The 23,371-nt window shown below is 52.7% G+C and carries 19 protein-coding genes, 1 other RNA gene and 2 pseudogenes; 12 read left to right on the top strand and 10 right to left on the bottom strand.

Annotation, left to right across the window (positions count from 1 at the left end; genetic code table 11):
- Positions 1–21 precede the first annotated feature (21 nt).
- Positions 22–279, top strand: a complete 258-nt coding sequence (locus ACRQV7_RS13695) for an HPr family phosphocarrier protein (RefSeq protein WP_444658611.1) — start codon at positions 22–24, stop codon at positions 277–279.
- A gap of 97 nt (positions 280–376) precedes the next feature.
- Here the strand turns inward: ACRQV7_RS13695 and ACRQV7_RS13690 are convergent, their stop codons facing one another.
- A complete protein-coding gene (locus ACRQV7_RS13690; RefSeq protein ID WP_444660295.1) occupies positions 377–3,067 on the bottom strand; it encodes a calcium-translocating P-type ATPase, PMCA-type in 2,691 nt (896 codons plus the stop codon).
- 91 nt (positions 3,068–3,158) lie between these two features.
- Here ACRQV7_RS13690 and ACRQV7_RS13685 point away from each other — a divergent pair, with 91 nt between their 5' ends.
- From ACRQV7_RS13685 to ACRQV7_RS13660, 6 genes and pseudogenes are all read left to right on the top strand, one after another.
- Positions 3,159–3,668, top strand: a complete 510-nt coding sequence (locus tag ACRQV7_RS13685; protein ID WP_444658609.1) for a phosphatase PAP2 family protein — start codon at positions 3,159–3,161, stop codon at positions 3,666–3,668.
- A gap of 174 nt (positions 3,669–3,842) precedes the next feature.
- Positions 3,843–4,088, top strand: coding sequence for a hypothetical protein (locus ACRQV7_RS13680; RefSeq protein ID WP_275713452.1), 246 nt, complete (start codon positions 3,843–3,845; stop codon positions 4,086–4,088).
- 56 nt (positions 4,089–4,144) lie between these two features.
- Entirely contained in the window at positions 4,145–4,300 is a 156-nt protein-coding gene (rd, locus tag ACRQV7_RS13675) for a rubredoxin (RefSeq protein ID WP_081928396.1), read from the top strand.
- A 24-nt stretch (positions 4,301–4,324) separates the two neighbouring features.
- On the top strand, positions 4,325–5,515 hold the full coding sequence (locus tag ACRQV7_RS13670) for an FprA family A-type flavoprotein (protein ID WP_444658607.1): 1,191 nt from the start codon (positions 4,325–4,327) through the stop codon (positions 5,513–5,515).
- A gap of 91 nt (positions 5,516–5,606) precedes the next feature.
- Positions 5,607–5,792 (top strand): annotated as a pseudogene (locus tag ACRQV7_RS13665) (helix-turn-helix domain-containing protein); the annotation flags it as partial.
- A gap of 72 nt (positions 5,793–5,864) precedes the next feature.
- Positions 5,865–6,814: pseudogene (locus ACRQV7_RS13660) on the top strand (IS3 family transposase); the annotation flags it as partial.
- Between the two features lie 39 nt (positions 6,815–6,853).
- Here the strand turns inward: ACRQV7_RS13660 and ACRQV7_RS13655 are convergent.
- The 6 genes from ACRQV7_RS13655 to ACRQV7_RS13630 form a co-directional block, all read right to left on the bottom strand.
- Positions 6,854–7,603, bottom strand: a complete 750-nt coding sequence (locus ACRQV7_RS13655) for a TVP38/TMEM64 family protein (RefSeq protein ID WP_275713454.1) — start codon at positions 7,601–7,603, stop codon at positions 6,854–6,856.
- Between the two features lie 140 nt (positions 7,604–7,743).
- Positions 7,744–9,609, bottom strand: a complete 1,866-nt coding sequence (locus ACRQV7_RS13650) for a hypothetical protein (RefSeq protein WP_444658605.1) — start codon at positions 9,607–9,609, stop codon at positions 7,744–7,746.
- A complete protein-coding gene (locus tag ACRQV7_RS13645; RefSeq protein ID WP_444658604.1) occupies positions 9,584–10,483 on the bottom strand; it encodes an ABC transporter ATP-binding protein in 900 nt (299 codons plus the stop codon). The genes ACRQV7_RS13650 and ACRQV7_RS13645 overlap by 26 nt, the downstream gene beginning before the upstream one ends.
- 3 nt (positions 10,484–10,486) lie before the next feature.
- Positions 10,487–10,861, bottom strand: a complete 375-nt coding sequence (locus tag ACRQV7_RS13640) for a GntR family transcriptional regulator (protein WP_275713459.1) — start codon at positions 10,859–10,861, stop codon at positions 10,487–10,489.
- 147 nt (positions 10,862–11,008) lie between these two features.
- Entirely contained in the window at positions 11,009–12,136 is a 1,128-nt protein-coding gene (ytvI, locus tag ACRQV7_RS13635) for a sporulation integral membrane protein YtvI (RefSeq protein WP_444658602.1), read from the bottom strand.
- Positions 12,137–12,404: 268 nt separating this feature from the next.
- A complete protein-coding gene (locus tag ACRQV7_RS13630) occupies positions 12,405–12,662 on the bottom strand; it encodes a helix-turn-helix domain-containing protein (protein WP_038325855.1) in 258 nt (85 codons plus the stop codon).
- A 419-nt stretch (positions 12,663–13,081) separates the two neighbouring features.
- Between ACRQV7_RS13630 and ACRQV7_RS13625 the strand changes: the two genes are divergently transcribed.
- Positions 13,082–14,539: a nicotinate phosphoribosyltransferase gene (locus ACRQV7_RS13625; protein ID WP_275713463.1), complete on the top strand. Its 1,458-nt coding sequence runs from the start codon at positions 13,082–13,084 to the stop codon at positions 14,537–14,539.
- Between the two features lie 96 nt (positions 14,540–14,635).
- Positions 14,636–14,979: RNase P RNA component class A (gene rnpB / locus ACRQV7_RS13620), an RNA gene on the top strand.
- Between the two features lie 139 nt (positions 14,980–15,118).
- Here the strand turns inward: rnpB and ACRQV7_RS13615 are convergent.
- From ACRQV7_RS13615 to ACRQV7_RS13605, 3 genes are all read right to left on the bottom strand, one after another.
- Positions 15,119–15,802, bottom strand: a complete 684-nt coding sequence (locus tag ACRQV7_RS13615) for a hypothetical protein (protein ID WP_444658600.1) — start codon at positions 15,800–15,802, stop codon at positions 15,119–15,121.
- 1 nt (position 15,803) lies between these two features.
- Positions 15,804–17,450: a DUF1538 domain-containing protein gene (locus ACRQV7_RS13610; RefSeq protein WP_444658599.1), complete on the bottom strand. Its 1,647-nt coding sequence runs from the start codon at positions 17,448–17,450 to the stop codon at positions 15,804–15,806.
- 411 nt (positions 17,451–17,861) lie between these two features.
- Positions 17,862–19,955 (bottom strand): glutamine synthetase III family protein, encoded by a 2,094-nt coding sequence (locus tag ACRQV7_RS13605; protein ID WP_444658597.1) that lies wholly within the window; start codon positions 19,953–19,955, stop codon positions 17,862–17,864.
- Between the two features lie 378 nt (positions 19,956–20,333).
- On the opposite strand from ACRQV7_RS13605, the gene ACRQV7_RS13600 reads away from it, so the two are divergent.
- Genes ACRQV7_RS13600 through ACRQV7_RS13590 form a run of 3 tightly spaced genes read left to right on the top strand, consistent with a single transcriptional unit; the run spans position 20,334 to position 23,371 of the window.
- Positions 20,334–21,428 (top strand): class II glutamine amidotransferase, encoded by a 1,095-nt coding sequence (locus ACRQV7_RS13600; protein ID WP_444658595.1) that lies wholly within the window; start codon positions 20,334–20,336, stop codon positions 21,426–21,428.
- Complete coding sequence (locus ACRQV7_RS13595; RefSeq protein WP_275713471.1) at positions 21,428–22,936, top strand: glutamate synthase-related protein; 1,509 nt, start codon at positions 21,428–21,430, stop codon at positions 22,934–22,936. Before ACRQV7_RS13600 ends, ACRQV7_RS13595 begins: the two co-directional genes overlap by 1 nt.
- A gap of 3 nt (positions 22,937–22,939) precedes the next feature.
- Entirely contained in the window at positions 22,940–23,371 is a 432-nt protein-coding gene (locus ACRQV7_RS13590; RefSeq protein ID WP_444658593.1) for a 4Fe-4S dicluster domain-containing protein, read from the top strand.

The raw sequence follows: 23,371 nt of genomic DNA, 5'->3' as shown, positions 1-23,371 counted from the left end.
GAGATTAAAAAAGGATGTACTATGATAAAATTTGATTACACGATTCAGGATAAACTTGGATTACATGCGAGACCGGCGGGGATGCTGGTGAAAATCGCGCAGGGCTCCGGCTGTAAAATCAGTGTGCTGGCCAATGGCACGACAGCCGATGCCAAACGCCTGTTTTCCATCATGAGCTTGTGCGCCAAAGAAAACGACAGACTTACCTTTACCGTTGAAGGGGAAGACGAACAGACGGAAACGGACCGTTTGAAAGCGTTTTGCAAACAAAATTTATAACAAATAGTCTATTTCAAATTAGCTGTCGGTAATGGAAGCGGACCCGGAACAGATTGTTCCGGGTCCGCTTCTCTGTTCTCCTCTTAACCCGGTATCCTCACCGGTTAAGAAATGCCTTTCCTTTTCCCTGAAACGATTTCTTTGGTACCCCGCCGGACTTTTTATGTCCGCTTTGTATGGGCTTGTGCCGGGATTTGTGTCCTGTGACCGCCTTTTCAAGCTCTACCACCGCAAGGGGAATCAGGGACAGCAGCGCTACGATCAGCCATTGGCGGCCGTTCAGCACCGCGGTCTTGAAAATTACGGCCAGCGGTTCAAAGACGATCACCATTGTCTGGAGCGCCGTGCAGATTATCCCCGCCAGCACAAGCTTGGGGTTGGCGAAAATGCCGGCTTTAAACACGGAGTGCGGAGACCGCATGTTAAAGGTATGTACGATCTGAGAGAGGCTGAGGACCGCGAACGCCATGGTGCGGCCGACATACGGGGACGACGGGTCGACGTCGAAATAAATGCGGCCGATGCTGTAGGCCAGAAGCGAAATAGCGCCGATCAGGCACCCTTCCACAATAATATTGTATCCCATGCCGCCGGAAAAAACGCTTTCGTTCGGTTTTACCGGCTTGCGGTCCATGATGTCCCTGTCTATCGGTTCAACGCCCAGCGCAAGCGCGGGAAGGGAATCCGTCACAAGGTTTACCCACAGCAGCTGGATGGCCAGCAGGGGGGTGGGCAGGCGCAGCAGAAAGCTGACAAACACGGTCAGAATTTCCCCGATGTTGCAGCTGAGCAGGAAATGTACGGTTTTTCGGATGTTCTCATAGATGCCCCTGCCTTCGCGTACAGCGGTCACAATCGTTGCGAAGTTATCATCCGTCAGAACCATATCCGACGCCGCCTTGGCCACGTCAGTGCCCGAAATGCCCATTGCGCAGCCGATGTCCGCGGCGCGCAGCGCGGGGGCGTCGTTTACGCCGTCCCCCGTCATGGCGACGACCTCGCCATGGGACTGGAACGCGCGTACGATGCGTACCTTGTGTTCCGGGGAAACGCGGGCAAACACGGCGTAGTCGTAGATGCTTCTTTCAAGCTCCTGCTGGCTGAGTCTGTCCAGCTCCGCGCCGGTGATGACGCGGCTTTTTCCGTCCATAATGCCGAGCTGCTTCGCAATCGCCGCCGCGGTGGCGGCGTGATCCCCTGTGATCATAACGGGCCGGATGCCGGCCTTGCGGCATAAATCCACAGCGGGTTTTACCTGCGGGCGGGGCGGGTCGATCATTCCGATCAGGCCGCAGAAGGTCAGGCCGTGTTCAATATCCTCGTCCGGGTCCGGCAGAAAGTCGATGTCCCGGTAGGCGACGCCGATCACGCGCAGCGCGCGCGAGGCCATCTCCTCGTTCTGCCGCGGCGCTCCGCCCGTACAGTGCGTGAACAGAATGTCGGGCGCGCCCTTGGTGATAATCCGGTAACGCCCGCCGCCCAGGCGGTGTACGGTCGTCATCATCTTGCGCTCGGAGCTGAACGGGATTTCCATTACGCGGGGATACTGTTCGTCGAGCCGTTTCTTTTCGGTGGGAGCGGCGGAGACGATCGCCGTTTCGGTCGGGTCGCCGTGGATCGTGCTCCCGCTGACCGTACAGTTGCAGCAGAGCGACGCAAGGCTCAGAAGGAAATCTCCCTGCGTCGAGTGGATCGGGACGGTCCCTCCGGAGCCTCTCAGCTCCACCACGGTCATCCGGTTCTGCGTCAGGGTGCCGGTTTTATCGGAGCAGATCACACTGGCGCTGCCAAGCGTTTCCACAGCGGGCATACGCCGTACAATGCTCCTTTTCGCCGCCATGCGGCGTACGCCGATCGCCAGCACAATGGTGACGACCGCGGGAAGGCCCTCAGGGATCGCCGCCACGGCCAGACTGATGGCAATTAAAAACATTTCCAGTGGTTGAACGTGCTGAAACAGGCCCATAATAAAAATGACAAAGCAAATGACCAGGGCGCCGATTCCAAGCCAGCGCCCCGTCTGTGCCAGCTTGCGCTGCAGCGGGGTCTGAGGAGCCGACTGGGTGCTGATCATATGCGCGATTTTCCCCACCTGTGTTTCCATCCCGGTCGCCGTAACGATGCCGGCGCCGTGCCCCGACGCAATGGAGCTTGAGGAAAACAGCAGATTGTGGCGGTCGCCGAGAGGGGTGTTGGCGGAGCAGGTCATGTCCGCGCGCTTTCTGCTCGGCAGGCTTTCCCCGGTCAGGGCGCTTTCCTCCGCCTTCAGGTTGACGGCTTCGGTCAGCCGCAAGTCGGCCGGAACAAGATCGCCCGCGTTCAGAAGGACAAGATCGCCGGGGACCAGGTCCTTTGCCTCAATCAGCGCTTCCGTGTCCGCGCGCACCACATGGGCGTGAGGACTGGACATCTTTTTGAGCGCTTCGATCGATTTTTCCGCCCTGCTTTCCTGTATCATGCCCATCATCGCGTTTACCGTGACGATTGCCAGAATGATGATGGAATCAATATAATCGTTGTCCTTCTGCAAAAAGGAAGTCACAAACGAAATTCCGGCCGCCACCAGCAGGATGATTACCATAAAGTCTGAAAACTGCGCGAAAAACCGCAGCAGAACGCTCTTCTTTTTCGGCTGCTCCAGTTCGTTCGGGCCGTACCTGTTCCGACGCTCTTCCGCCTGGGCCGGCGACAGGCCCGTCTTTATATTGGTACCGAGTTTTTTTGCACATTCTTCTTTTGTAAGACTCTGCCAATCCAATCGTATCAACCCCCTGTTATGGTTAAGTATATTCGCGGATTTCTCAAAATATGGTAGTATCGTCCAACGATAATACGTTCCCGTTTCCCACACGGGCAGGCGGAAAGGAGGAAAAGAGAGGATGAATCTGGATCTTCTGATCCTGAATTTTATACAGAGCCATTTTCACAACGGCTTTACGGATTTCTTTTTCCCCGCCGTCACCGTGCTGGGAAACGCGGGATTCATATGGGTTGTGGCCGGCATCTGCCTGATCTGCTCTAAAAAATACCGTCCGTACGGAGTGATGCTTCTGGCCGCTCTGATGCTGACGCATACGGTCGGGGAAGGAATCCTGAAGCCGCTTGCCGCCCGCCCGCGCCCGTTCAGCGTTATCCCCGGGTACAGGCTGCTGATTGCCGCGCCGCACGGGTATTCCTTCCCGTCTGGTCACGCCGGTTCTTCCTTTGCGGCGGCGTTCATCCTGCGCAGGGCAAACCGTAAATTTACGGCTCCTTCTTTTTCCCTTGCGCTGCTGATTGCCCTTTCACGCATTTTTTTATTTGTGCATTACCCGTCGGACGTTCTCGCGGGCGCAATACTGGGCGTATTATGTGCCGGTTTTATTTGCTTTCTGTATAAAAGGGTCTAAATAGTTCTTAAATCCAATATACAAGATATGCTTGAAAAGTCCAAAAGAGCCAAATATATTGCGTAAATATAATTTTCGTGAAGAAAGAGAACGTTTTCGTCTTGCATATCTGACAAAATTGAATTATCATTAAACTAGTTTGTGGTCATATTTCACACAAAAAGGAGGGGAAAAATGAGAAGATGCGTAGGGAATATTGAGCTGTGCGGCAACAGTCTGAAGTATTACGTTTATGGTAGCCGCAGCACGGGCTTCGGGGTGGAAATCACCGTGACCCGTGTAGAAAAAGCTGACCAGATAGTGTCACATGATTTGGGGACGGCAATGAGTGTGGCGCAACAGCTGCAGAGGGGTTCGGTTTTTCCGACCAATTTAAGCGAAATAATCGAAGACTTTCAATTTGAGGCCAATTCCGATTGACAAAAAAGCTGTGCTATTCTATACTAATGACAAATTCAACCAAAGGAGCGAAGTTTATGAAATATGTTTGCAATGCATGCGGCTATGTATACGACCCCGCGGTAGGCGATCCGGACAACGGCATCGCGCCCGGAACAAAATTCGAGGATCTGCCCGACGACTGGACCTGCCCTATGTGCGGGGTCGGCAAGGATATGTTTTCTCCGGAATAACTGAAAAGGAAGAATGTCATTAGAATGGGTGCAATCAAACTCAAAAACAATGTTTATTCAGTCGGTGTGCTGAATCCGTCACTCCGTGTTTTTGACATCATTATGGAGTCGCGTTATGGCACCAGCTATAACGCGTACCTCATTACGGGTGAAAAAAACGTTTTGATTGATACGGTTCACGCCCCGTTTTTCGACGAGTACCTGAATAACATTCAAAGTGTCATCGATATTTCAAAAATTGATTATCTGATTATGGACCACACGGAACCGGACCATTCCGGCAGCGTTGGAAAGCTGCTCGAAATGAATCCCAATATTACGGTTTACTGTACGACGGCGGCAAAGATGTATCTTTCTGCCATTACCAACCGGGACTTTCAATGCGTCACTGTAAAACAGGGAGACAAGCTTTCGATCGGAAGGGAAGAGCTTGAATTCATCGTAGCGCCTCTTCTTCACTGGCCGGATTCCATGTTTGTCTACATGGGTTCGGAAAAGACGCTGTTTACCTGCGACTTTCTGGGGACGCATTACTGCGAGCCCACTATGCTTGATACGACCGTCCATTATCCGGACAAGTACAGCGAGCAATTTAAACATTATTACAATTGTATTTTCGGGCCATTCAAGCCTTATGTTCTGGCCGGACTTGACAAGATAAAGGACCTTCCGGTTACCTTGGTCTGTCCCAGTCACGGCCCCTGTCTTACCGAAAGCATTCAGAAATGCGAGGACCTTTACCGGGAGTGGAGCACTCCTGTCCCGCATGAGAAAAAAACGGTCGGTATCCTTTACGCTTCCGCTTACGGATGTACTGGGAAGCTGGCCGAAGCGGCCTATGACGAACTGAAAAAAGACGAGAAGCTGGATGCGAAGCTGATCAACGTCGTCTTTACGCCGTTTGAAGAGGCAGCGAAGCTTGCGAATGAAGCGGACGCTCTGCTGATCGGTTCCTGCACCATTAACCGCGACGCGCCGAAAGTGATCTGGGATATCCTTGCCAGCGTGGACGCGATCAACACCAGACAAAAACCGGCCGGGGCGTTCGGCGCTTATGGCTGGAGCGGCGAAGCCGTTCCGATGATGAAATCCCGGATGGAACACCTGAAGTTCCGGTTTATCGGAGAAGGCTTCCGTGTTCTTTTCAATCCTACGGACGAAGACCTGACGGCCATCAGGGCGTACGCGAAAGAAATAGTATCTAACATGAAGTAAAAAAATAAATCCGGGAGCGCTGATTTGTGAACTGCACCCCAAAAGTTAGACAGTATGATATACTGAAACTAACGGAAGGGGTGCAGTTTTTATGCCCAAAGGAATACCACTCAAGAAGTATACTGGTAAATTTAAGCAGCTGGTAGTAGAAACAGTCCGAAAGGACGGATTAAGCTATCGTGAAGCAATGCGCATATTTGAAATTGGCGGAGCAGAACGAATCAAGAAATGGGAACGAATTTATCTTGAAGAGGGACCGGCAGGGTTGTATGTCGAGCGTCGAGGCCGAGCCAGTGCCGCCAGCGGAACCCAGAAAGGCCGACCACCAAAACTGGACAAGCAGATGGAAGAAGATCTGATCGCAGAGAATCAGCGACTGCGTGCAGAGGTGGCGTACCTAAAAAACTTGCAAGCCTTGGTTTTGGAAGACGAGCGAAAAGCGCGCAAAAAACGCTGGTGATTCGAGGACTGAGGCAAAGTTATTCATTGGAAATTCTGTTGGAAGTGGCTCAGCTTGCGCGCTCGACTTACTACTACCATGAGAAACGGCTGGCAAAGGCAGATAAATACGGCAACGCCAAAGAGGGCATTGCCGCAATTTACCACGAGAACAAAGGGCGCTATGGCTACCGGCGTATTACCGCAGAGCTGCGCCGCCGCGGTTTCCCACTAAACCACAAGACGGTGCAGCGGCTGATGAAGCAGCTTGGCCTTGTCTGCCGTGTACGGATGAAGAAGTACCACTCTTACAAGGGCGCGGTTGGCAAGGTTGCGTCAAATCTGCTGGAACGAAACTTCGAGGCGGAAAAGCCAAACCAGAAGTGGGTGACCGATGTCACAGAATTTAGTCTGTTTGGGCAGAAGCTCTATTTGTCACCAATTCTTGACCTGTGTAGCCGTGATGTTGTAGGTTACTCAATCTCGGACAAACCAGCGCTCTCCATGGTGACAGAAATGCTGGACAAGGCTTTTGCAAGAATTCCAGACGGGACAAACCTGATCCTGCATTCCGACCAGGGCTGGCAATACCAGCACAAGCAATACCAACGTATGCTCAAAAAGAAAGGCGTCCGGCAGAGTATGAGCCGAAAAGGCAACTGCCTGGACAATGCCGTGATTGAGAACTTTTTCGGTCTGCTCAAGAGCGAACTGCTATATTTACAGACTTTTGAGTCCATGGAGCATTTTAAAACTGAACTCGTCGATTATATTGACTATTATAACTACCGCCGCTCCAAGGCAAAGCTAAGGGGCCTGCCGCCTGCTCTTCACAGACAACAAGCCCTCTCGGCTGCCTAATTAAAATATTTGTCTAACTTTTTGGGGTCAATTCATTTGTCAGTCGCTCCCGGATTTTTCTTTTTTGTCCTGTCGGTACCGTCTGGAAATTTTGCGGTAAGCAATCGCGCCGATCAGGCTGGCGGCCGCCGTGATGGAATAAATGATGGCCGCGATCCTGTAATCCTGCATTCCCAGCGCGTTGCCTGTAATCGTAGAGGTGATCACGGAAGGAATTCGCGCAATGCTGGTCAGAATTAAAAAGGTTTTCAGCTTCATGGACGTAAGACCGATGAAATAGGTCATAAGGTCCTTCGGGGTTCCCGGAATCAGGAACGCGAAAAATACGATGAAGTTCAGATTCCTGCTGTATTTCATAAAGCGCAGGGAATGGATTTTTTCCCGGCTGATAAACGCTTCCACCAATCTGTTCCCCCAAAGCTTTGTAAACAGGAAAATAACGGACGAGCCGACCGCCGCTCCGGCCAGGCACAGCAGGGTGCCCTCCAGAGTGCCGAAGGCGTATCCCGCGCCAACCTCCATCGGTTCGCCGGGGATGACGGCAAAGATGATCTGCAGGACCATCATACCGACGAAGGCGAATCTTCCCGCCACGCCGTGCAGGTTGACCCACGCGCGGAACTGCTCCGGGTTGGAGATGGTGTCGATCAGCGGCCTCCAAAGCAGCGCGGTGGCTGCCGCAAACAAAAGGAGCAGCACGGAAACGGAAACAATGCCGGTGATTTTTCTTTTCTCTTCGTATTCCTTTTGATTTTCAGTGTTTATAATTTCAGGTTCCTCCCAAAACATATTTCAGGACCAATTTTTAACCGGCACAGTATGGACCGGAGGAGCGCATGACGGTATTTTCGGATAGAAAAGGCGGCCGGGTCCGAGAGCCGGCCGCCTTCCTGTATTGATATGCTGTATTTGCGTAATTATGCAGCTTGTTATTTGTTCCAGCCGAGTTTTTCCACCAATTCTCCGGTTTTGCTGGAGCTGTTCAGGAAATGGTAGCTGTTTACGTACAGGTAAATATCGCCTTCGTATCCGTTCAGCAGAGTCTTCAGCCTCCCGCCCTTCACCTGAAGGGGGGCCTTGTATTCGATCACCAGATAAGAGGCTTCTGCGTCAAGATCTTTTCCGTTGTTCAGCTTGCCTTCCAGGTAATCCTGCCTCATTGCGTCCAGCAGTTCCTTTTTGGTGTTCAGATCCGGCGCGAAGGTGGTGCTGTCTTCCCCGCCCCGTGTGTCCAGGTCGACGCTTTTAATGTATTCCGGCTCAACATAAAACAGGAGGTCCTGCGTTTCTTTGTATTCTCTGGTATCGGCGATTTCGCCCAGCGGAGAGATCGGGTTTCCCTGTCCGTCCTCCTTATATTCCAGATAATAGGTTCTGTTTACGGCGCCGCCGTTTTTCAGATGATAGGTCAGGGTGAAGGAAGTGCCGTTCCTGCTGTTCAGGGAATAAGGATAGGAATGTTCTCTTTTGTCCTGCGTGATTTTCTTATGGAAATCGGTTACCTTCTCGATATTGGCCTTTTCCATCAGAGTCGGCGTAACGGAGGCAAGCAAACGATGATTCCCGTCTACAATCTGCCCGCCGCCATCCGTATAGGGGTCCTGAATGGTGACGCTTGCCACGTCCTCCGCCAGAGGAACGCGGGTGTCGTAGCCCAAAGCGCCCGTGGCAAGAAAAGCATAAGCGGCCACAAACACGGCCATGAAAACGCCGTATCCGGCAAAGCTCTTTTTCAGCTGCTTAAACCCGCGGGAATAAATGGTTTCCGTCACAATATGCGCGGCGAGGGACCCGGCGATCAGGCCGATGAAAAAGTTCCCGGAGCTTTCCGTTCCGCTCTGGAGCAGCAGCCCCAGGCCGAGGCCCGTTACGGCGGTGATCATAAAGCGGATCACATTTTTGGGAAGGGAAAAGGCAAAGCTGCTTTCGGCGCATTCGCTGCGGCGTTTCCGGTAGAGAAGGACGGTGCCCGCCAGAAGCACAAGGGTAAACACGATCCACCAGATATAAAAGCCTGCATCGACAACTAAAGCCCCGCTGCGAGCCTGGCTTCCGCTCACAATATACGGCATGAAAGCGGCCATAAAAGGAGAAACCGCGGTCAGAATAATGGAGTTGGCGGTTAATCCGGTATTCAGGCCGGGCAAAAGCGAGGAGGCAAACCGGTCGCCCAGAAAAATCAGAAGAGGATATGCCGCGTTAATGCCCAGCAGGGACAGGATCATGTCGGTGGTCATTCCGGTACAGACCGCCATGAAAGAGGAAAGGCACAGAGCCGCCGCGCAGATCAGCATCAGCCACAGCAGATAGGAAAATACGGTGACCCAGCAGAGCTGAAGCTGTACGGGGTAGGCCGCGCCCACAACGAATATAAGGGCGAAATTCAGTAAAATAGGCGCGTAAAGCGCGGTCAGGCTGGAAAGCAGCCGTCCCAAAATCATGGGCGTCCTGCCGACCGGCAGCGCATGGAACAAATCCACGCTGCGCTTTTGATGCATATATCCGAACAGGGAGACGGAAATTACCAGAACGAAAATCAGGGATATCGGGGTAACAAGCAGAGCGGTCAGCCCTGTGACGCTGCTCAGATAGGTCTGCGTCCACATTTCAGGTGTGTAAATCTCGGTGGTAATCCGATTCTGCGTGTTGGACATCAGGATCATCAGGATCATGGGCAGCGCGATAAACATCAGAAGCGTAAGAAGCGCCATCATACCGCGGTTTTTCTTCAGCGACCACAGATAGGTTTCCCAAAACTCTTTCCTGCGTCTAATTGAGGATGTTTTCGAGGTCATAACCGGCCACCTCCATTTCACTGATAAATACTTCTTCCAGAGTGAGCGGAAGCACTTCCGCGAAAACAGGGTTCAACCCGTTTATCTTTTCCAGAATCTCGTCTTTTGAACCGCGGACCACCAGATTAATCAGAGAACCGTGCATTTCGGTCTTAATGATTTCCAGCGGTGCAAAGGCGCTGATTTCGGGCATGGGCTTGAACACCGCCTGCACCTTGTTGATGCCGAGCTTCAGCTCGTCAAGGTCGCGCTCGAACACGACGCCGCCCTTGTGGAACAGCCCCACATGGTCACAGAAATCCTCCAGCTCCCGCAGATTGTGCGAGGCGATGATCACCGTCATGCCGCGCTGGGCGACTTCCCCGGAAACAATGCGCTTTAAAAGCTGGCGCATTACCGGGTCAAGACCGTCGAACACCTCGTCCAGAAGAAGGCAGCTCGGCTGGGTTGCGATCGCGCAGATAATAGCCGCCTGCCGCTGCATCCCCTTCGACATATTTACGATTTTGCTCTTGCTGTCAATCGGGAACAGCCCGCACAGCTCTTCAAACCGCTTTTGGCTCCAGCCGGGGTAAATGCGTGACAAAAACCCCGCCATTTCCCTCAGCGTGGCCTGCGGCAGAAAATAGGGGAAATCCGATATAAAGGAAATCTGCGACTTGACCTCCGAGTTTTCAAACGGTGCCGCTCCGTCCAGAAGCACTTCGCCGCCGTCCGGCTTGTAGATTCCCGCGAGCGTGCGCAGAAATGTGGATTTTCCGGCGCCGTTGGAACCGACCAGCCCGAACACCGAGCCCGACCCGATGGAAAAAGATATCTCATCCAGCGCGGTGGCCGCGCCGAATTTCTTCGTTAGTTTTTTTGCTTCTATCATCGCTCACTCACCTCTCCCGCTTACAAGGCTTTCCACCCTTACAATGATTTGATTTTTTGTGATTCCAAGATCCGCGGCGGACCGGATTGCGTCGTCCAGCTTTTCCAGCGCGATTTCCCGCTGCTGGGAAATTGCGGAGAGGTCCTCGGAAAGAAAGGACCCTTTCCCCGGGACGGAACAGATAATGCCGTCGTGTTCAAGCATCCGGTAGGCCTTTTGCACCGTGTTCGGGTTGACCCCCAGCTCCTGCGCCAGCGCCCTTACGCTCGGAAGCGGCTCCCGCTGGTCCACAGCGCCCACGGCGGCCATGCGCCGTATGCTTTTGTACAGCTGCTCGTAAATCGGCAGCCGGCTCTTATAATCGAGTGTGAACACCATTCTCACCTCTTCTGTGTTTTCTGTATTATTAAGATTAGTACAGTTAGACTATAGCATGCAATCTTCCATAAGTCAATCATCATTACAAAACTGTCAACAATGGAAAAACAGCGGAGAAAAACGTTTATGGCCCGTTTTTTTCTTCTGTCAGACTTTTGGTGGCGGCGGATCGTTTTTCGGCGCGGATTTTGAGGCCTCGCCGCCGGCGGGCTTCGCTTCAAACAAGGTGGGGAGCACGCCGATCTGGGTCAGGATCTTGTAAAGGATCAAAAGCGCGGAACAGTAGATCAGAATCAGAAAATTCTGGGCCACCAGCGCGAAATAGATCGCCGCGAGCATGGTCAGCGGATGAATGTCGATCGAAGAGGAGATCAGTTTCGGCTCGATGATCTGGCGGATGGCGGTAATCAGCAGCCAGCAGACCAGAAGCGCGCCCGCTTTGAAAAAGCTGCCGCTTACAAGGTAAAGAAGCGTCAGGGGGATATAAATGGTTCCGGGGCCGAGCACGGGCAGAATATCGGCGATGCCGGTCACAATGCTCAGCACAAGCGGATACGGGACGCCCAGCGCGGAAAAGACGATCAGCGTTTCGACAAAGGTGATGAAATAAATCAGCAGATAGGAGCCGACGTATTTTCCGCTCATATTCATTCCGTGGCGCGACGCGGAGCGGATATTGAGCGCGGTGGTTTGGGAAAACAGCGACATGATGTGCGATTTGATCGAGGTCATGTCCTTTGAAAAGAAGTACGTGGAAAGGATCATGACGATAAACATGGTGAAAATGGCCGGCAGGGAGGTCAGGAAGGTGAGCACGCTCGCCAAAATCGTTTTTACGATTCCGGCGCCGGACTGGGCGATATTCAGAATCTGCTGCTGATTCTGTTCGATATATTTGGAGTTGATCCGATTCAAATACTCTCCCGCCATGCTGACCAGGCTGTTGACCGGCGCGGTCAAAGCGCCTACGTCCGTGGTCAGGTTGTTCAGCAGGTTGCTGATTTCATAAATCAGCCAGTAACCCAGCAGGAACAGAAGGCCGAAAACCACTACAAAAACCAGAACCGTGGAAAGCGCCGCGGCCGCCGAAGGGTTGAAATGCATCCGTTTTTTCAGCTGGCGGATGACGGGCTGTACGATCAGGGCCAGCAGAAATCCCGCCAGAAAAGGGAACGTGAATTTCAGCGTAAGCGCGAAAAAATAGAAAAGCAAAGTAAACCCTGCGAAAAAGACCAGCAGCGGCTTTAACCGGGTAAGCTGTCGCCTGTCAAACAAAATCATATCCTCCTTGCCTTTTTTTGTCCAAAATAGTAATATAATATCGTTATATTCCAGACTGACGACAAAGCCGCGCAACCGAAAAATTGCAAAGCAATTTTGCTTTCCGTGTTGCCTGCACTTGCACGATTTGCCGCAGTCTGACAGTTTGTCTACAACCCGTAATATAATATCATTATATTCGATCTTTTGCAAAAAAGAAAGCAGAAAAAGAGCGCCCCGCTCAACGCGAAGCGCCTCAACCTGCCCCGTTATTCAAATACGATTATTTTTCGCGGCCTAAAAGCCAGTCGACTGAAACATTTAAAATATTAGCTAAAGCAGAAAGTTCAAAATCCGTTACATAGCGAATTTGGCCTTCCAATTTAGACAAGCCGGAGGCGTTCATATCGACACCGTTAACCTGAAGCTGAGCCAGAAGCTCTTTCTGCTTCATCCCCTGGTTTTTGCGTGCCATCTCCACACGCGCACCGACTAAATTACGGGTTCCAAGTGCCTGTTTGCGTAATCTCACTGAATTCATCTCCCCACGAAATATTTTTTACGCACATACATATTCCATCTGCACAGCGCCTGTAACAAAATTTCCTGGAAATTTACAAATCATTGGAAATTTACCATCGTAAATTCTGTTAATGTCATATAGTATAATATTTTATTGTTTATAATGCAATAAAATATAAAAAAATTTCACATAATGAACCAATATTTTTCAAATTAGTAATTATTTCATCATATTTGCATTTCTTATTTGTTATTTTGCCTTAACCTTGTTATAATATTCTTCATACGGCTTATAATTTATGGTAATTTTCAGAAAGAGATTTTTCTATAAACCGGATGCCGTTACGGTATCCATGAGACACTTTACTGCTGTTCTATAATATGATAACCAGCACAGGTGGAGTTACAGCAAAATTTAATTTATTGGAGCTGAACAGGATGAATGAACAGAACGGATTCAAAACCAACCTGACCATGCTGACCGATTTTTATGAAATCACCATGGCCAACGGCTATTTTACAAACGGCTATCAGGACACGGTCGTCTATTTCGACATGTTTTTCCGGCGCGTGCCAAGCGACGGAGGCTATGCGATCATGGCCGGTGTCCAGCAGGCCGTGGAGTATCTGGAGAACCTGAAGTTTACCGAAGAGGACATTCAGTATCTGCGGGACTGCAAGATTTTCAACGAGGATTTTATCCGTTATCTGCAGAACTTCCGGTTCGCCTGCGACGTGTGGGCGGTCCCGGAAGGAACCCCCATCTTTCCGACCGAGCCCATTGTTACGGTGCGCGGTCCGGTGATCCAGGCGCAGTTCATTGAAACCATGATTCTGCTCTGTATTAACCACCAGAGCCTGATTGCCACCAAGGCCAACAGGATTGTCCGCGCGGCGCAGGGAAGAGCGGTCATGGAATTCGGCTCCCGCCGCGCGCAGGGACCGGACGGAGCCGTTCTCGGGGCCAGGGCGGCCTATATCGGCGGGTGCTGCGGAACCGCCTGCACCCTCTGCGACCGGGATTACGGCGTAAAGGCGCTGGGCACCATGGCGCACAGCTGGGTCCAGCTGTTTGACAGCGAGCTGGAAGCCTTCCGCGCGTATGCCCGGGAATATCCGAACCAGTGTACCCTGCTGGTCGATACCTACAATGTTCTGAAATCGGGCATTCCCAACGCGATCCGCGTGTTCAACGAGGAACTTCTCCCCCTCGGGTTCCGTCCCGCGGGAATCCGCATCGACAGCGGCGACATTACTTATCTTTCCCGGAAAGCGAGAAAAATGCTGGACGCCGCCGGATTTGAGGACTGCAAGATCTGCGCGTCGAATTCTCTCGATGAGTATATAATACGCGACATGCTGATGCAAGGTGCCTGTGTGGACAGCTTCGGCGTGGGCGAGCGCCTGATTACCGCGGCCAGCGAGCCCGTTTTCGGCGGCGTCTACAAGCTGAGCGGAGTCGAGGACGCGCAGGGGAATGTCACTCCGAAAATTAAAATCAGTGAGAACGTGGCGAAAATTACCACTCCCTGCTTTAAAAATCTCTGGAGACTGTTCGACCGGGAAAGCGGCAAGGCGATTGCCGACCTGATTACTCTGCACGGAGAAGTGATCGACGACACCAAGCCGTACGAGCTGTTTGACCCCGAGCATATCTGGAAGCGGAAAATTGTCAAAAATTTCCGCGCGGTGGAACTGCGTCAGAAGCTGTTTGAAAACGGAAAGAGCCTGACAAAGCCGCGCGACCTGGATGAAATCAAGGAATACTGCCTGCAGCAGGTGGACACGCTCTGGGACGAAGTGAAGCGTTTTGAAAATCCGCACCAGTATTATGTGGATTTATCGCAGAAACTTTGGGATGAGAAAAACCGCCTGATCTCCGAGCACAGCTTTTAACGGAGGCGGGTATCGCATCCGTGCGGTAGGCGGGGGAAGGCCGGATTCCATAATCTGCAGTTGACAGACGGCCTTTCATCGATTAAAATAGTTTAGCGAGCAGGCTGAACGGCTGCGGACACAGTCCGAAAGGACGTGCCCGAGGAAAGTCCGAGCTCCACAGGGCAAGAATAACGGCTAACGGCCGCCGGGGGCGACCCCAGGGAAAGTGCAACAGAGATATACCGCCGGTAACGGTAAGGGTGGAAAGGCGAGGTAAGAGCTCACCAGCGCGCGGGAGACCGCGCGGCTCTGCAAACCCTATTCGGAGCAACACCGCAGAGGGACTTATGCGCCGGCCCGGCGCGTCCCGAGAAGGTGGCACTGAGCCGCGATGGCAACATCCGGCCAAGATAGATGGCTGTTCACGACAGAACTCGGCTTACAGGCCTGGTCGCATCAAAAAGACGAAAACCCGCTGTTTCAGCAGGCTTTCGTCTTTTTATCTTTCATTGCGCATTTGAATAATACAAATTGTATAATTTAAAACAAAAAATACTGTTATTGCGGCGGAAATTCCGGGTTCGTGCCGGATCCAGGCTATAAAGCGGGCAGCCCTGCCACCCCGTTGACCGGCAGGGAGAACGCAATGGCCTTGGCATCCGTATGAAGGCCCTTTTCGCGCGTAATCGCCTGCATGATTTCTTCGCGGTGTTCGCTTTTTGTTAAAATCAGAATCAATTCCTTTTCCGGCTGAATCGTAATGCCGAAGAATTTTTCGGCATCCTTCACACTGGCGCCCCGCGCGTGGATCACGGTACCCCCGGTCGCTTTCGCGGCCTTTGCGGCATCCATCACTTCATCTGAAAAGCCCTGATTGGCGATCGCAACGATGAGTGCGTGTTCAAAGGATTGGTCCATAAAGCTCCCTCCTGTTTTCTGTAATACGGTATGGCAGAGAGTCTCTTCCCTGCATCCCGCGGCACCGCTGATCGGTATGGTCATGGCAATGCCGCTTCCGGGCCTGCCTATTTTTTCATTCAGTTCTTCCACAAAGCTCTCGGCTGTTTCCCCGGGCATCACACTGAACAGAACGTCTTTTTCCGTTTCGCCAAGGCCCCAGTAGGACAGGATTTTTGAATCCGCGGTTCCTTTTCCCAAAGCCAGGAAATTCAGGCGCACACCTCTGCCGGAAAACAGATCTGCAATTTTTTTGCCGTTTCCCCGGTTGAGAATCGTGATCATCAGTACGGTCGATTCCGATCCGGTATTTGTCTGCGTCATTTCATTCCTCCCTTTCCAACGAATTGTCGCCATCTGTTCTATTTTCGCTGGTTTCCTCGGAATTTGCAATAGGGTTTTCCACTTTTCCCTTATTTTCCTCCGATTCTTCCGGAAATTCCGGATTTTTCTCCGGGAATTCAGGCGATGGAACCCCTTCCTCCGGCAGTGCGTTGTCCGCTTCTTCCGCCTTTTCCGCGCGGTCCAGCTTGATCCGGTAAATAATACCGATTGCCTGTACGGTGATAATCGGCATCATGGCCACCATGGCGATAATGCCGAAGGCGTCCGTCATAATATTGCCGCCCATGGCTTCACACGCGCCGGAGGCAAACGGGAGCAGAAACGCCGCGGCCATGGTCCCGGCCGCGACGCCGCCGGAATCGAAAGCAATAGCGGTAAAAATTTTCGGGCTGAAAAAGGTCATTGCCAGCGCAACGGCATAGCCCGGAAGCAGGAAGAACCAGATGGGGATTTGCGCCATGATGCGGATCATGGCCATGGCAAGCGCAAGCCCAACGCCGATGGAAAGGCCGGCCATCATCATCCTTCCGGAGATCGCGCCGCTGGTGATATCCTCCACCTGATTGTTCAGAACATGAACCGCGGGCTCCGCAAAGACGACGCAGCACCCGATCGCCGCGCTCAGGGGAATGAGAATCCAGCGGTAGGGAAGGGACGCAATGGAGCGTCCCAAGTAGGTACCGGCGGGCATAAAGCCGATGTTGACGCCGGTCAGAAAGACCGAAAGCCCGACGAGCGTGTACACAATCCCGACCATAATGCGGATCAGCTTGGTTTTCGGGAGCTTGAGATGGATCAACTGGAGGAATACGAAAATCACGATAATGGGAAGCAGAACAATACAGACTTCCTTGAAAAACTGAAGAAAGCCGTTTGCAAACAGCGCGATCAGCTCGCCGACGCTGTCTACGGTGGCGGCGGACTCAAACGCGAACCCCGTTCCCGAGGGGTCGAAAAACATCCCCGTGATCAGCACCGCCAGAATAGGGCCGATGGAACACAGGGCGCACAGCCCGAAGCTGTCCTCCTCCGCGGTACTGCCGCCGCGCACCGCGGAAATGCCCAGGCCAAGCGCCAGAATAAAGGGTACGGTAATCGGCCCGGTGGTCACGCCGCCGGAATCGAAGCTGACAGCCAGATAGTCCGGGGCCGTCAGCGCGGCTATAATAAATACAAAAACATACGAGACGATCAAAACGTGGGAAAGATTCATCTGGAACAGGATGCGCAGAAGCGCAAGCACCAGGAAAATGCCCACCCCGCACGCGACAGACGCGATCAAAGCGGCGTCCGGCACGGCGGGCACCTGCTTGGTCAGCACCTGCAGGTCCGGCTCCGCCACCGTCACCACGACGCCCAGGATAAAGCTGCTTACCACCATCAGCCAGAGCTTCCGCGATTTGGTCAGCACCGAACCGATGGTTTCTCCCATGGGGATCATCGATATTTCCGCGCCCAGAGTGAAAATGCTCATCCCAACGATCAGCAGGACCATTCCGGTGAGGAACATCATCAGAGTGCCTGTGGGCATGGGCGCGATCGTAACGTTCAGCAGAAAAACGATGATGCCGACAGGCAGAACGGATTGCACGGATTCTTTCAGTTTTTCGGCCATTACTCCATTCATTCTCAACTTCCTTTCATTCATGTTATATTTTCAGCTTTCAAACCAGCTATTCAGCCATTCATGGTAACGACCGCATATTTTATTAAAATTATAACATATTTTGTATAAAATAGACCGGAAAATACAAAGAGTTCAAAAAATGTTCATAAAATCAAAGGAATATATAAAGCGGACGGCCTGCCGGAAACGACAGACCGCCCACTTTATATAGGAAGATATGTAAAGATCTTGTACTCTGAATGAATATACACCCGGCAGGCGCCGTATCTTTTACCGGTGGGTTGCGGGAATGCGGCAGGCCGCCGGGCGGTTGATAAAAAAGAAGCGTGTATTCTGCAAGCTATAACAGAATACACGCCCTTGTGCATTATATTACAAGATACCCTCTCAAGCCAATGCTGTTCCCACTTTTTACATCACGCTGAAAAGCAGGTCGCCGTAGGTCGGGTACGGCCAGTATTTCGCGCCGACCAGGCTTTCGATTTCATCCGCGATGACACGGGTTGCTTCCATCTCCGCGAAAACCGTATTGCGGTAGTATTTTGCCTGTTCCAGAACATCCTTGAATTCTTTTTCCGGTACGACGGTCTCTTCCAGAACAAGCATTTTTTTGTACAGGTCGGAACTGAGGCTGGAAAGCTTTTTCAGCAGGGTCTCTTCCAGTTCGCAGCAGATGTCCGCACAGAGCTGCTTCTTGTTGATGGCCTCCTTGCTGATGTCCTTCATATAGGAGCAGGCCGCCGGCAGAATGTCTTTTTTAATCATATCCACCATGGTCAGCGCTTCGATGTGGAGCTGTTTGCAGTAGTTTTCCAGCTGGATTTCATAGCGGGAGTGAACTTCCGTTTTCGTCAGCACATTGTATTTTTCAAATAAAGCGATATTGGCGTCGCTGATATAGTACGGCAGCGCGTCCGCGGTGGAACGAAGGTTCAGCAGGCCGCGTTTTTCCGCTTCCTCGACCCACTCTTCGGAATAGTTGTTGCCGTTGAAGATGATACGGCTGTGATCCTTGATCGTATCCTTGATAATCTCAGCCAGCTTGAAGTTGAAATCATCGGCCTTTTCCAGCTCATCCGCAAAGGTGCACAGGGCGTCGGCAATGATCGTGTTGAGCATGATGTTCGGGCACGCGATGGAAACGGTGGAGCCGAGCATACGGAACTCAAACTTGTTGCCGGTGAAAGCGAACGGGGAGGTGCGGTTGCGGTCCGTGGAATCCTTCGGGAAAGCGGGCAGAACGTCGACGCCGATTTTCATGGAAACTTTGTCCTGCTGATGATAGGAAGAACCGTCCTCAATGGACTTCAGCACGCTGGACAGCTCGTCGCCCACGAACATGGAGACGATCGCCGGGGGAGCTTCGTTCGCGCCCAGACGGTGGTCGTTCCCCGCGCTAGCGACGGAGATGCGGAGCAGGTCCTGATGCTCATCGACCGCTTGGATGATCGCAACGAGAAAAAGGAGGAACTGCGCGTTCTCGCGGGGAGAATCGCCCGGCTCAAGAAGGTTTACGCCGGTGTCGGTCGAAATGCTCCAGTTGTTGTGCTTGCCGCTTCCGTTGATGCCCGCAAACGGCTTCTCATGGAGCAGACAGGTCAGGCCGTGCTTTGTGGCGACCTTCTTCATGACCTCCATGGTGAGCTGGTTCTGGTCGGAGGCTACGTTGCTTGTGGTGAAAATGGGAGCGAGTTCATGCTGGGAAGGAGCGACTTCATTATGTTTTGTCTTGGCGAAAATACCAAGCTTCCAGAGTTCTTCGTCCAGTTCTTTCATGTACGCGGACACTCTCGGCTTGATTACGCCGAAATAGTGGTCCTCAAGCTCCTGTCCTTTCGGGGGCTTCGCGCCGAACAGCGTTCTGCCGGTGTAGATCAGGTCTTTTCTTTTTTCGTACATCGCCTTGTCAATGAGGAAATATTCCTGTTCCGGACCTACCGTGGTAATGACCCGGTGGGCTTCCGTGTTGCCGAACAGCTTTAAGATTCTCATTGCCTGCCTGTCGATCGCGTCCATGGAACGCAGCAGGGGAGTCTTTTTATCGAGCGCCTCGCCGCCGTAGGAGCAAAACGCCGTGGGAATACAGAGGGAGCCGTCTTTGATGAACGCATTGCTGGTAGGGTCCCAAGCCGTGTAGCCTCTTGCCTCAAAGGTCGCTCTCAGTCCGCCGGACGGAAAGCTGGAAGCATCGGGTTCGCCCTTGATCAGTTCCTTCCCTGAAAATTCCATAATGATCTTGCCGTTTTCCACCGGATAGATAAAGCTGTCGTGCTTTTCTGCGGTGATCCCGGTCATCGGCTGGAACCAGTGGGTGAAATGGGTCGCACCTTTTTCCACCGCCCAGTCCTTCATCGCGTTTGCAACGACGTTCGCGACCTGCAAATCCAGCGGCTTGCCCTGTTCCCTGGTCTTTCTCAGAGCCTTATAGGTGTCCTTTGGCAGTCTTTCCTTCATGACCGTATCGTTGAAGACCATGCTGCCGAACATTTCAGGAATATTGCTCATGAAAATCACTCCCTACATAAATTACAAAAAAGAATAAAAAAAGAAGACACTATAGGGCAAATCCCTACAGCGCCTTTGCTGCTATGCGCTTATTATATGACAGCCGGGACGGAATGTCAATAAAAAAATAAAAATTTGCAGGATTTGATAATATTACATGCATAATCGTCCTGTTATTAATAAAGTTTTATGGAAAATTGCACTAACCTGCAATTTTAATACCATAATTATGCAAAATCTATTGACATTAGAGCCTAAACATTATATTATAAAAAAACGCAAATCTTAGTAAACAGCCGAAAGCTGTGAATTTCGCAATTTTTGCTGACGGGGCATAAAATGCGTCGGAATACGAAATTGCAGGGAGGTCAGTTTTTTATGCAATTAGAGGGAGATGTAAGGATACCTTCGGGCTGCGCCATATCGGGAATTTTTTCGCGCAGCGGAAAGAAAATGAATGGCGAAGCCATCATTCGTTCCATTACCACCATGCACGACCGCAGCAATGGATTGGGCGGAGGATTTGCGGGCTACGGAATTTATCCGCATAACAGGGATCTGTACGCGTTCCATGTTTTCTACGGCAGCGCCCGCGCCAAAGAGGAATGCGAAAAAGAGATCATGGCGAACTTCGACGTGACGGTCGCGGAAAAGATTCCGACCCGAAAAATGCCGGAAATTACGGATGAACCTGCAATATGGCGCTATTTCGGCCTGCCGTTTGAAAAGCTGCTCAAGGATACGCAATTGGACGAAAGGGAATTTGTCGCGCGCTGCGTGGTAAAGATCAACACGCGGATCAAGGACGCCTATGTGTTTTCCAGCGGAAAGAACATGGGCGTGTTCAAGGCGGTCGGCTTCCCGGAGGATGTGGGGAGATACTACTGTCTGGAAAACTACGAGGGCTACTGCTGGACGGCGCACGGGCGTTACCCGACCAACACGCCGGGCTGGTGGGGCGGGGCGCACCCGTTCGCCATGCTGGACTATTCCATTGTACATAACGGTGAAATTTCCTCCTACGACGCGAACCGCCGTTTCATTGAGATGTTCGGTTACAAATGTACGCTTCTGACCGATACCGAAGTGATTACCTATATTATCGATTACCTGAACCGGAAACAGGGGCTCAGCCTGAAAGAGGCCGCGGACGTCATCGCCGCCCCGTTCTGGAGCGAGATCGACCGGATGCCGGAGGCGGAACGCAAAAAGTTCACCTATCTGAGAAACGTGTTTTCCAGCCTGCTGATTACCGGCCCGTTCTCCATCCTGCTGGGCTTCAGCGGCGGCATGATGGCGCTGAACGACCGTCTGAAGCTGCGCTCCATGGTCGTCGCCGAAAAGGGCGACATGGCCTATGTGGCGAGCGAGGAATGCGCGATCCGCGCGATTGAGCCGGACCCGGACAGAACCTTCGCCCCCAGAGGCGGAGAACCGGTCATCGTAACGTTAAATGAGGGGGTGGATGCATAATGCCTGTCGATTTCTTATATCCTGAATATGAAGTGATCCGCAATCCACAGCGCTGCATTGCCTGCCGCGTGTGCGAACGACAGTGCGCCAACGAGGTGCATTCCTACGATGCGGAACTGAATCTGATGAAGAGCGACGAGTCCAGGTGCGTCGACTGCCACCGCTGTGTGGCGCTTTGCCCGACAAGGGCCCTGAAAATCGTAAAGTCCGACCACACCTTCAAGACGAACGCCAACTGGACGAACGAGGTCATCGGCGAGGTATACCGTCAGGCCGGATCGGGCGGCATGCTGCTTTCCTCCATGGGCAACCCGAAGCCGTATCCGGTTTACTGGGATAAGATCCTGATCAACGCGTCGCAGGTGACGAACCCGTCCATCGACCCGCTGCGCGAGCCGATGGAAACCAGAACCTTTCTGGGCAAGCGGCCGGAAAAACTGGAGCGCAACGCGGACGGCAGCCTCAACACGGAGAACCTTCCCCCGAATCTGGAGCTTTCCGTGCCGGTGATGTTTTCCGCCATGAGCTACGGCTCCCTCAGCTACAACGCGCATGAAAGCCTTGCGAGGGCCGCCCAGGAGCTGGGCATTTACTACAACACCGGCGAGGGCGGGCTGCACGAGGACTTTTACCGGTACGGCGCGAACACCATCGTGCAGGTTGCGTCCGGACGTTTCGGGGTACATAAGGACTATCTGGAAGCCGGCGCGGCAATTGAAATCAAAATCGGTCAGGGCGCGAAGCCGGGAATCGGCGGGCATCTGCCCGGAGCGAAGATCGTCGGCGACGTTTCCCGCACCAGAATGATCCCGGAGGGCTCGGACGCGATTTCTCCTGCGCCCCATCACGACATCTATTCGATCGAGGACCTCCGCCAGCTGGTTTACTCCCTGAAAGAGGCCACCAACTATAAAAAGCCGGTCATTGTAAAAATCGCGGCGGTGCACAATGTCGCCGCCATCGCCAGCGGCATTGCCCGCAGCGGAGCGGACATCATCGCCATCGACGGCTACCGCGGCGGCACCGGCGCCGCCCCGACCAGAATCCGCGACAACGTCGGTATTCCGATCGAGCTTGCGCTCGCGGCTGTGGACGAACGGCTCCGTCAGGAGAAAATTCGCAACAACGTTTCCCTTGTCGTCGGCGGCAGCATCCGCAACTCCGCGGATATCGTCAAGGCCATCGCTTTAGGCGCGGACGCGGTGTACATCGCGACGGCGGCGCTTCTGGCGCTTGGCTGTCACCTTTGCCGCAGCTGCCAGACGGGCAAATGCAACTGGGGCATCGCGACCCAGCGGCCGGACCTTGTCAAACGCCTGAACCCCGATATCGGCTATAAGCGCCTCGTCAACCTTGTCTCCGCGTGGCAGCACGAAATCAAGGAAATGATGGGCGGCATGGGAATCAATTCGATTGAAGCGCTCAAGGGCAACCGCCTGATGCTTCGCGGGATCGGATTAAATGAGAAAGAGCTTGAGATTCTTGGTATCAAGCATGCGGGGGAATAAGCGATGAAAAGGATCTATGTAAATGAGAAATGGTGTCTCGGGTGCCATCTTTGCGAATACAACTGCGCTTTTGCCAATTCCGGCAGCGACGATATGGTCAAGGCGCTCAAGGATATTCATATCAACCCGAGGATACGGATCGAGGAAAACCAGGGGATCAGCTTTGCCGTTTCCTGCCGCCACTGTACGGAACCGCTCTGCGTGAAAGGCTGTATTACCGGCGCGCTCAGCGTGGATAACGGCGTCATCGAGGTCGACAAGGACAAATGCGTGGGCTGCTACACCTGCGTTATGATATGCCCCTACGGCGCGATCATGCCGGGGAACGACGGCAGCGTCATTCAGAAATGCGAGCTCTGCACGAACAACAGCTTCGGAGAGCCGGCGTGCGTGCGGGGCTGCCCGAACAAGGCGATCGTTTTTGAGGAGAGGTGA

The organism is Caproiciproducens lactatisolvens (genome assembly GCF_052443335.1).
Lineage (GTDB): Bacteria > Bacillota > Clostridia > Oscillospirales > Acutalibacteraceae > Caproiciproducens.
Note: the sequence above shows the minus strand (reverse complement) of the source record. Positions and strands in the feature narration are given on the sequence as shown.

Excerpts from the sequence above, each read along its gene's own strand:
- ACRQV7_RS13695 (WP_444658611.1), top strand. The coding sequence starts at position 22 with ATGATAAAATTTGATTACACGATTCAGGATAAACTTGGATTACATGCG.
- ACRQV7_RS13685 (WP_444658609.1), top strand. The coding sequence starts at position 3,159 with ATGAATCTGGATCTTCTGATCCTGAATTTTATACAGAGCCATTTTCAC.
- ACRQV7_RS13680 (WP_275713452.1), top strand. The coding sequence starts at position 3,843 with ATGAGAAGATGCGTAGGGAATATTGAGCTGTGCGGCAACAGTCTGAAG.
- rd (WP_081928396.1), top strand. The coding sequence starts at position 4,145 with ATGAAATATGTTTGCAATGCATGCGGCTATGTATACGACCCCGCGGTA.
- ACRQV7_RS13670 (WP_444658607.1), top strand. The coding sequence starts at position 4,325 with ATGGGTGCAATCAAACTCAAAAACAATGTTTATTCAGTCGGTGTGCTG.
- ACRQV7_RS13655 (WP_275713454.1), bottom strand. The coding sequence starts at position 7,603 with ATGTTTTGGGAGGAACCTGAAATTATAAACACTGAAAATCAAAAGGAA.
- ACRQV7_RS13650 (WP_444658605.1), bottom strand. The coding sequence starts at position 9,609 with ATGACCTCGAAAACATCCTCAATTAGACGCAGGAAAGAGTTTTGGGAA.
- ACRQV7_RS13645 (WP_444658604.1), bottom strand. The coding sequence starts at position 10,483 with ATGATAGAAGCAAAAAAACTAACGAAGAAATTCGGCGCGGCCACCGCG.
- ACRQV7_RS13640 (WP_275713459.1), bottom strand. The coding sequence starts at position 10,861 with ATGGTGTTCACACTCGATTATAAGAGCCGGCTGCCGATTTACGAGCAG.
- ACRQV7_RS13630 (WP_038325855.1), bottom strand. The coding sequence starts at position 12,662 with ATGAATTCAGTGAGATTACGCAAACAGGCACTTGGAACCCGTAATTTA.
- ACRQV7_RS13625 (WP_275713463.1), top strand. The coding sequence starts at position 13,082 with ATGAATGAACAGAACGGATTCAAAACCAACCTGACCATGCTGACCGAT.
- ACRQV7_RS13615 (WP_444658600.1), bottom strand. The coding sequence starts at position 15,802 with ATGACGCAGACAAATACCGGATCGGAATCGACCGTACTGATGATCACG.
- ACRQV7_RS13610 (WP_444658599.1), bottom strand. The coding sequence starts at position 17,450 with ATGAATGGAGTAATGGCCGAAAAACTGAAAGAATCCGTGCAATCCGTT.
- ACRQV7_RS13605 (WP_444658597.1), bottom strand. The coding sequence starts at position 19,955 with ATGAGCAATATTCCTGAAATGTTCGGCAGCATGGTCTTCAACGATACG.
- ACRQV7_RS13600 (WP_444658595.1), top strand. The coding sequence starts at position 20,334 with ATGCAATTAGAGGGAGATGTAAGGATACCTTCGGGCTGCGCCATATCG.
- ACRQV7_RS13595 (WP_275713471.1), top strand. The coding sequence starts at position 21,428 with ATGCCTGTCGATTTCTTATATCCTGAATATGAAGTGATCCGCAATCCA.
- ACRQV7_RS13590 (WP_444658593.1), top strand. The coding sequence starts at position 22,940 with ATGAAAAGGATCTATGTAAATGAGAAATGGTGTCTCGGGTGCCATCTT.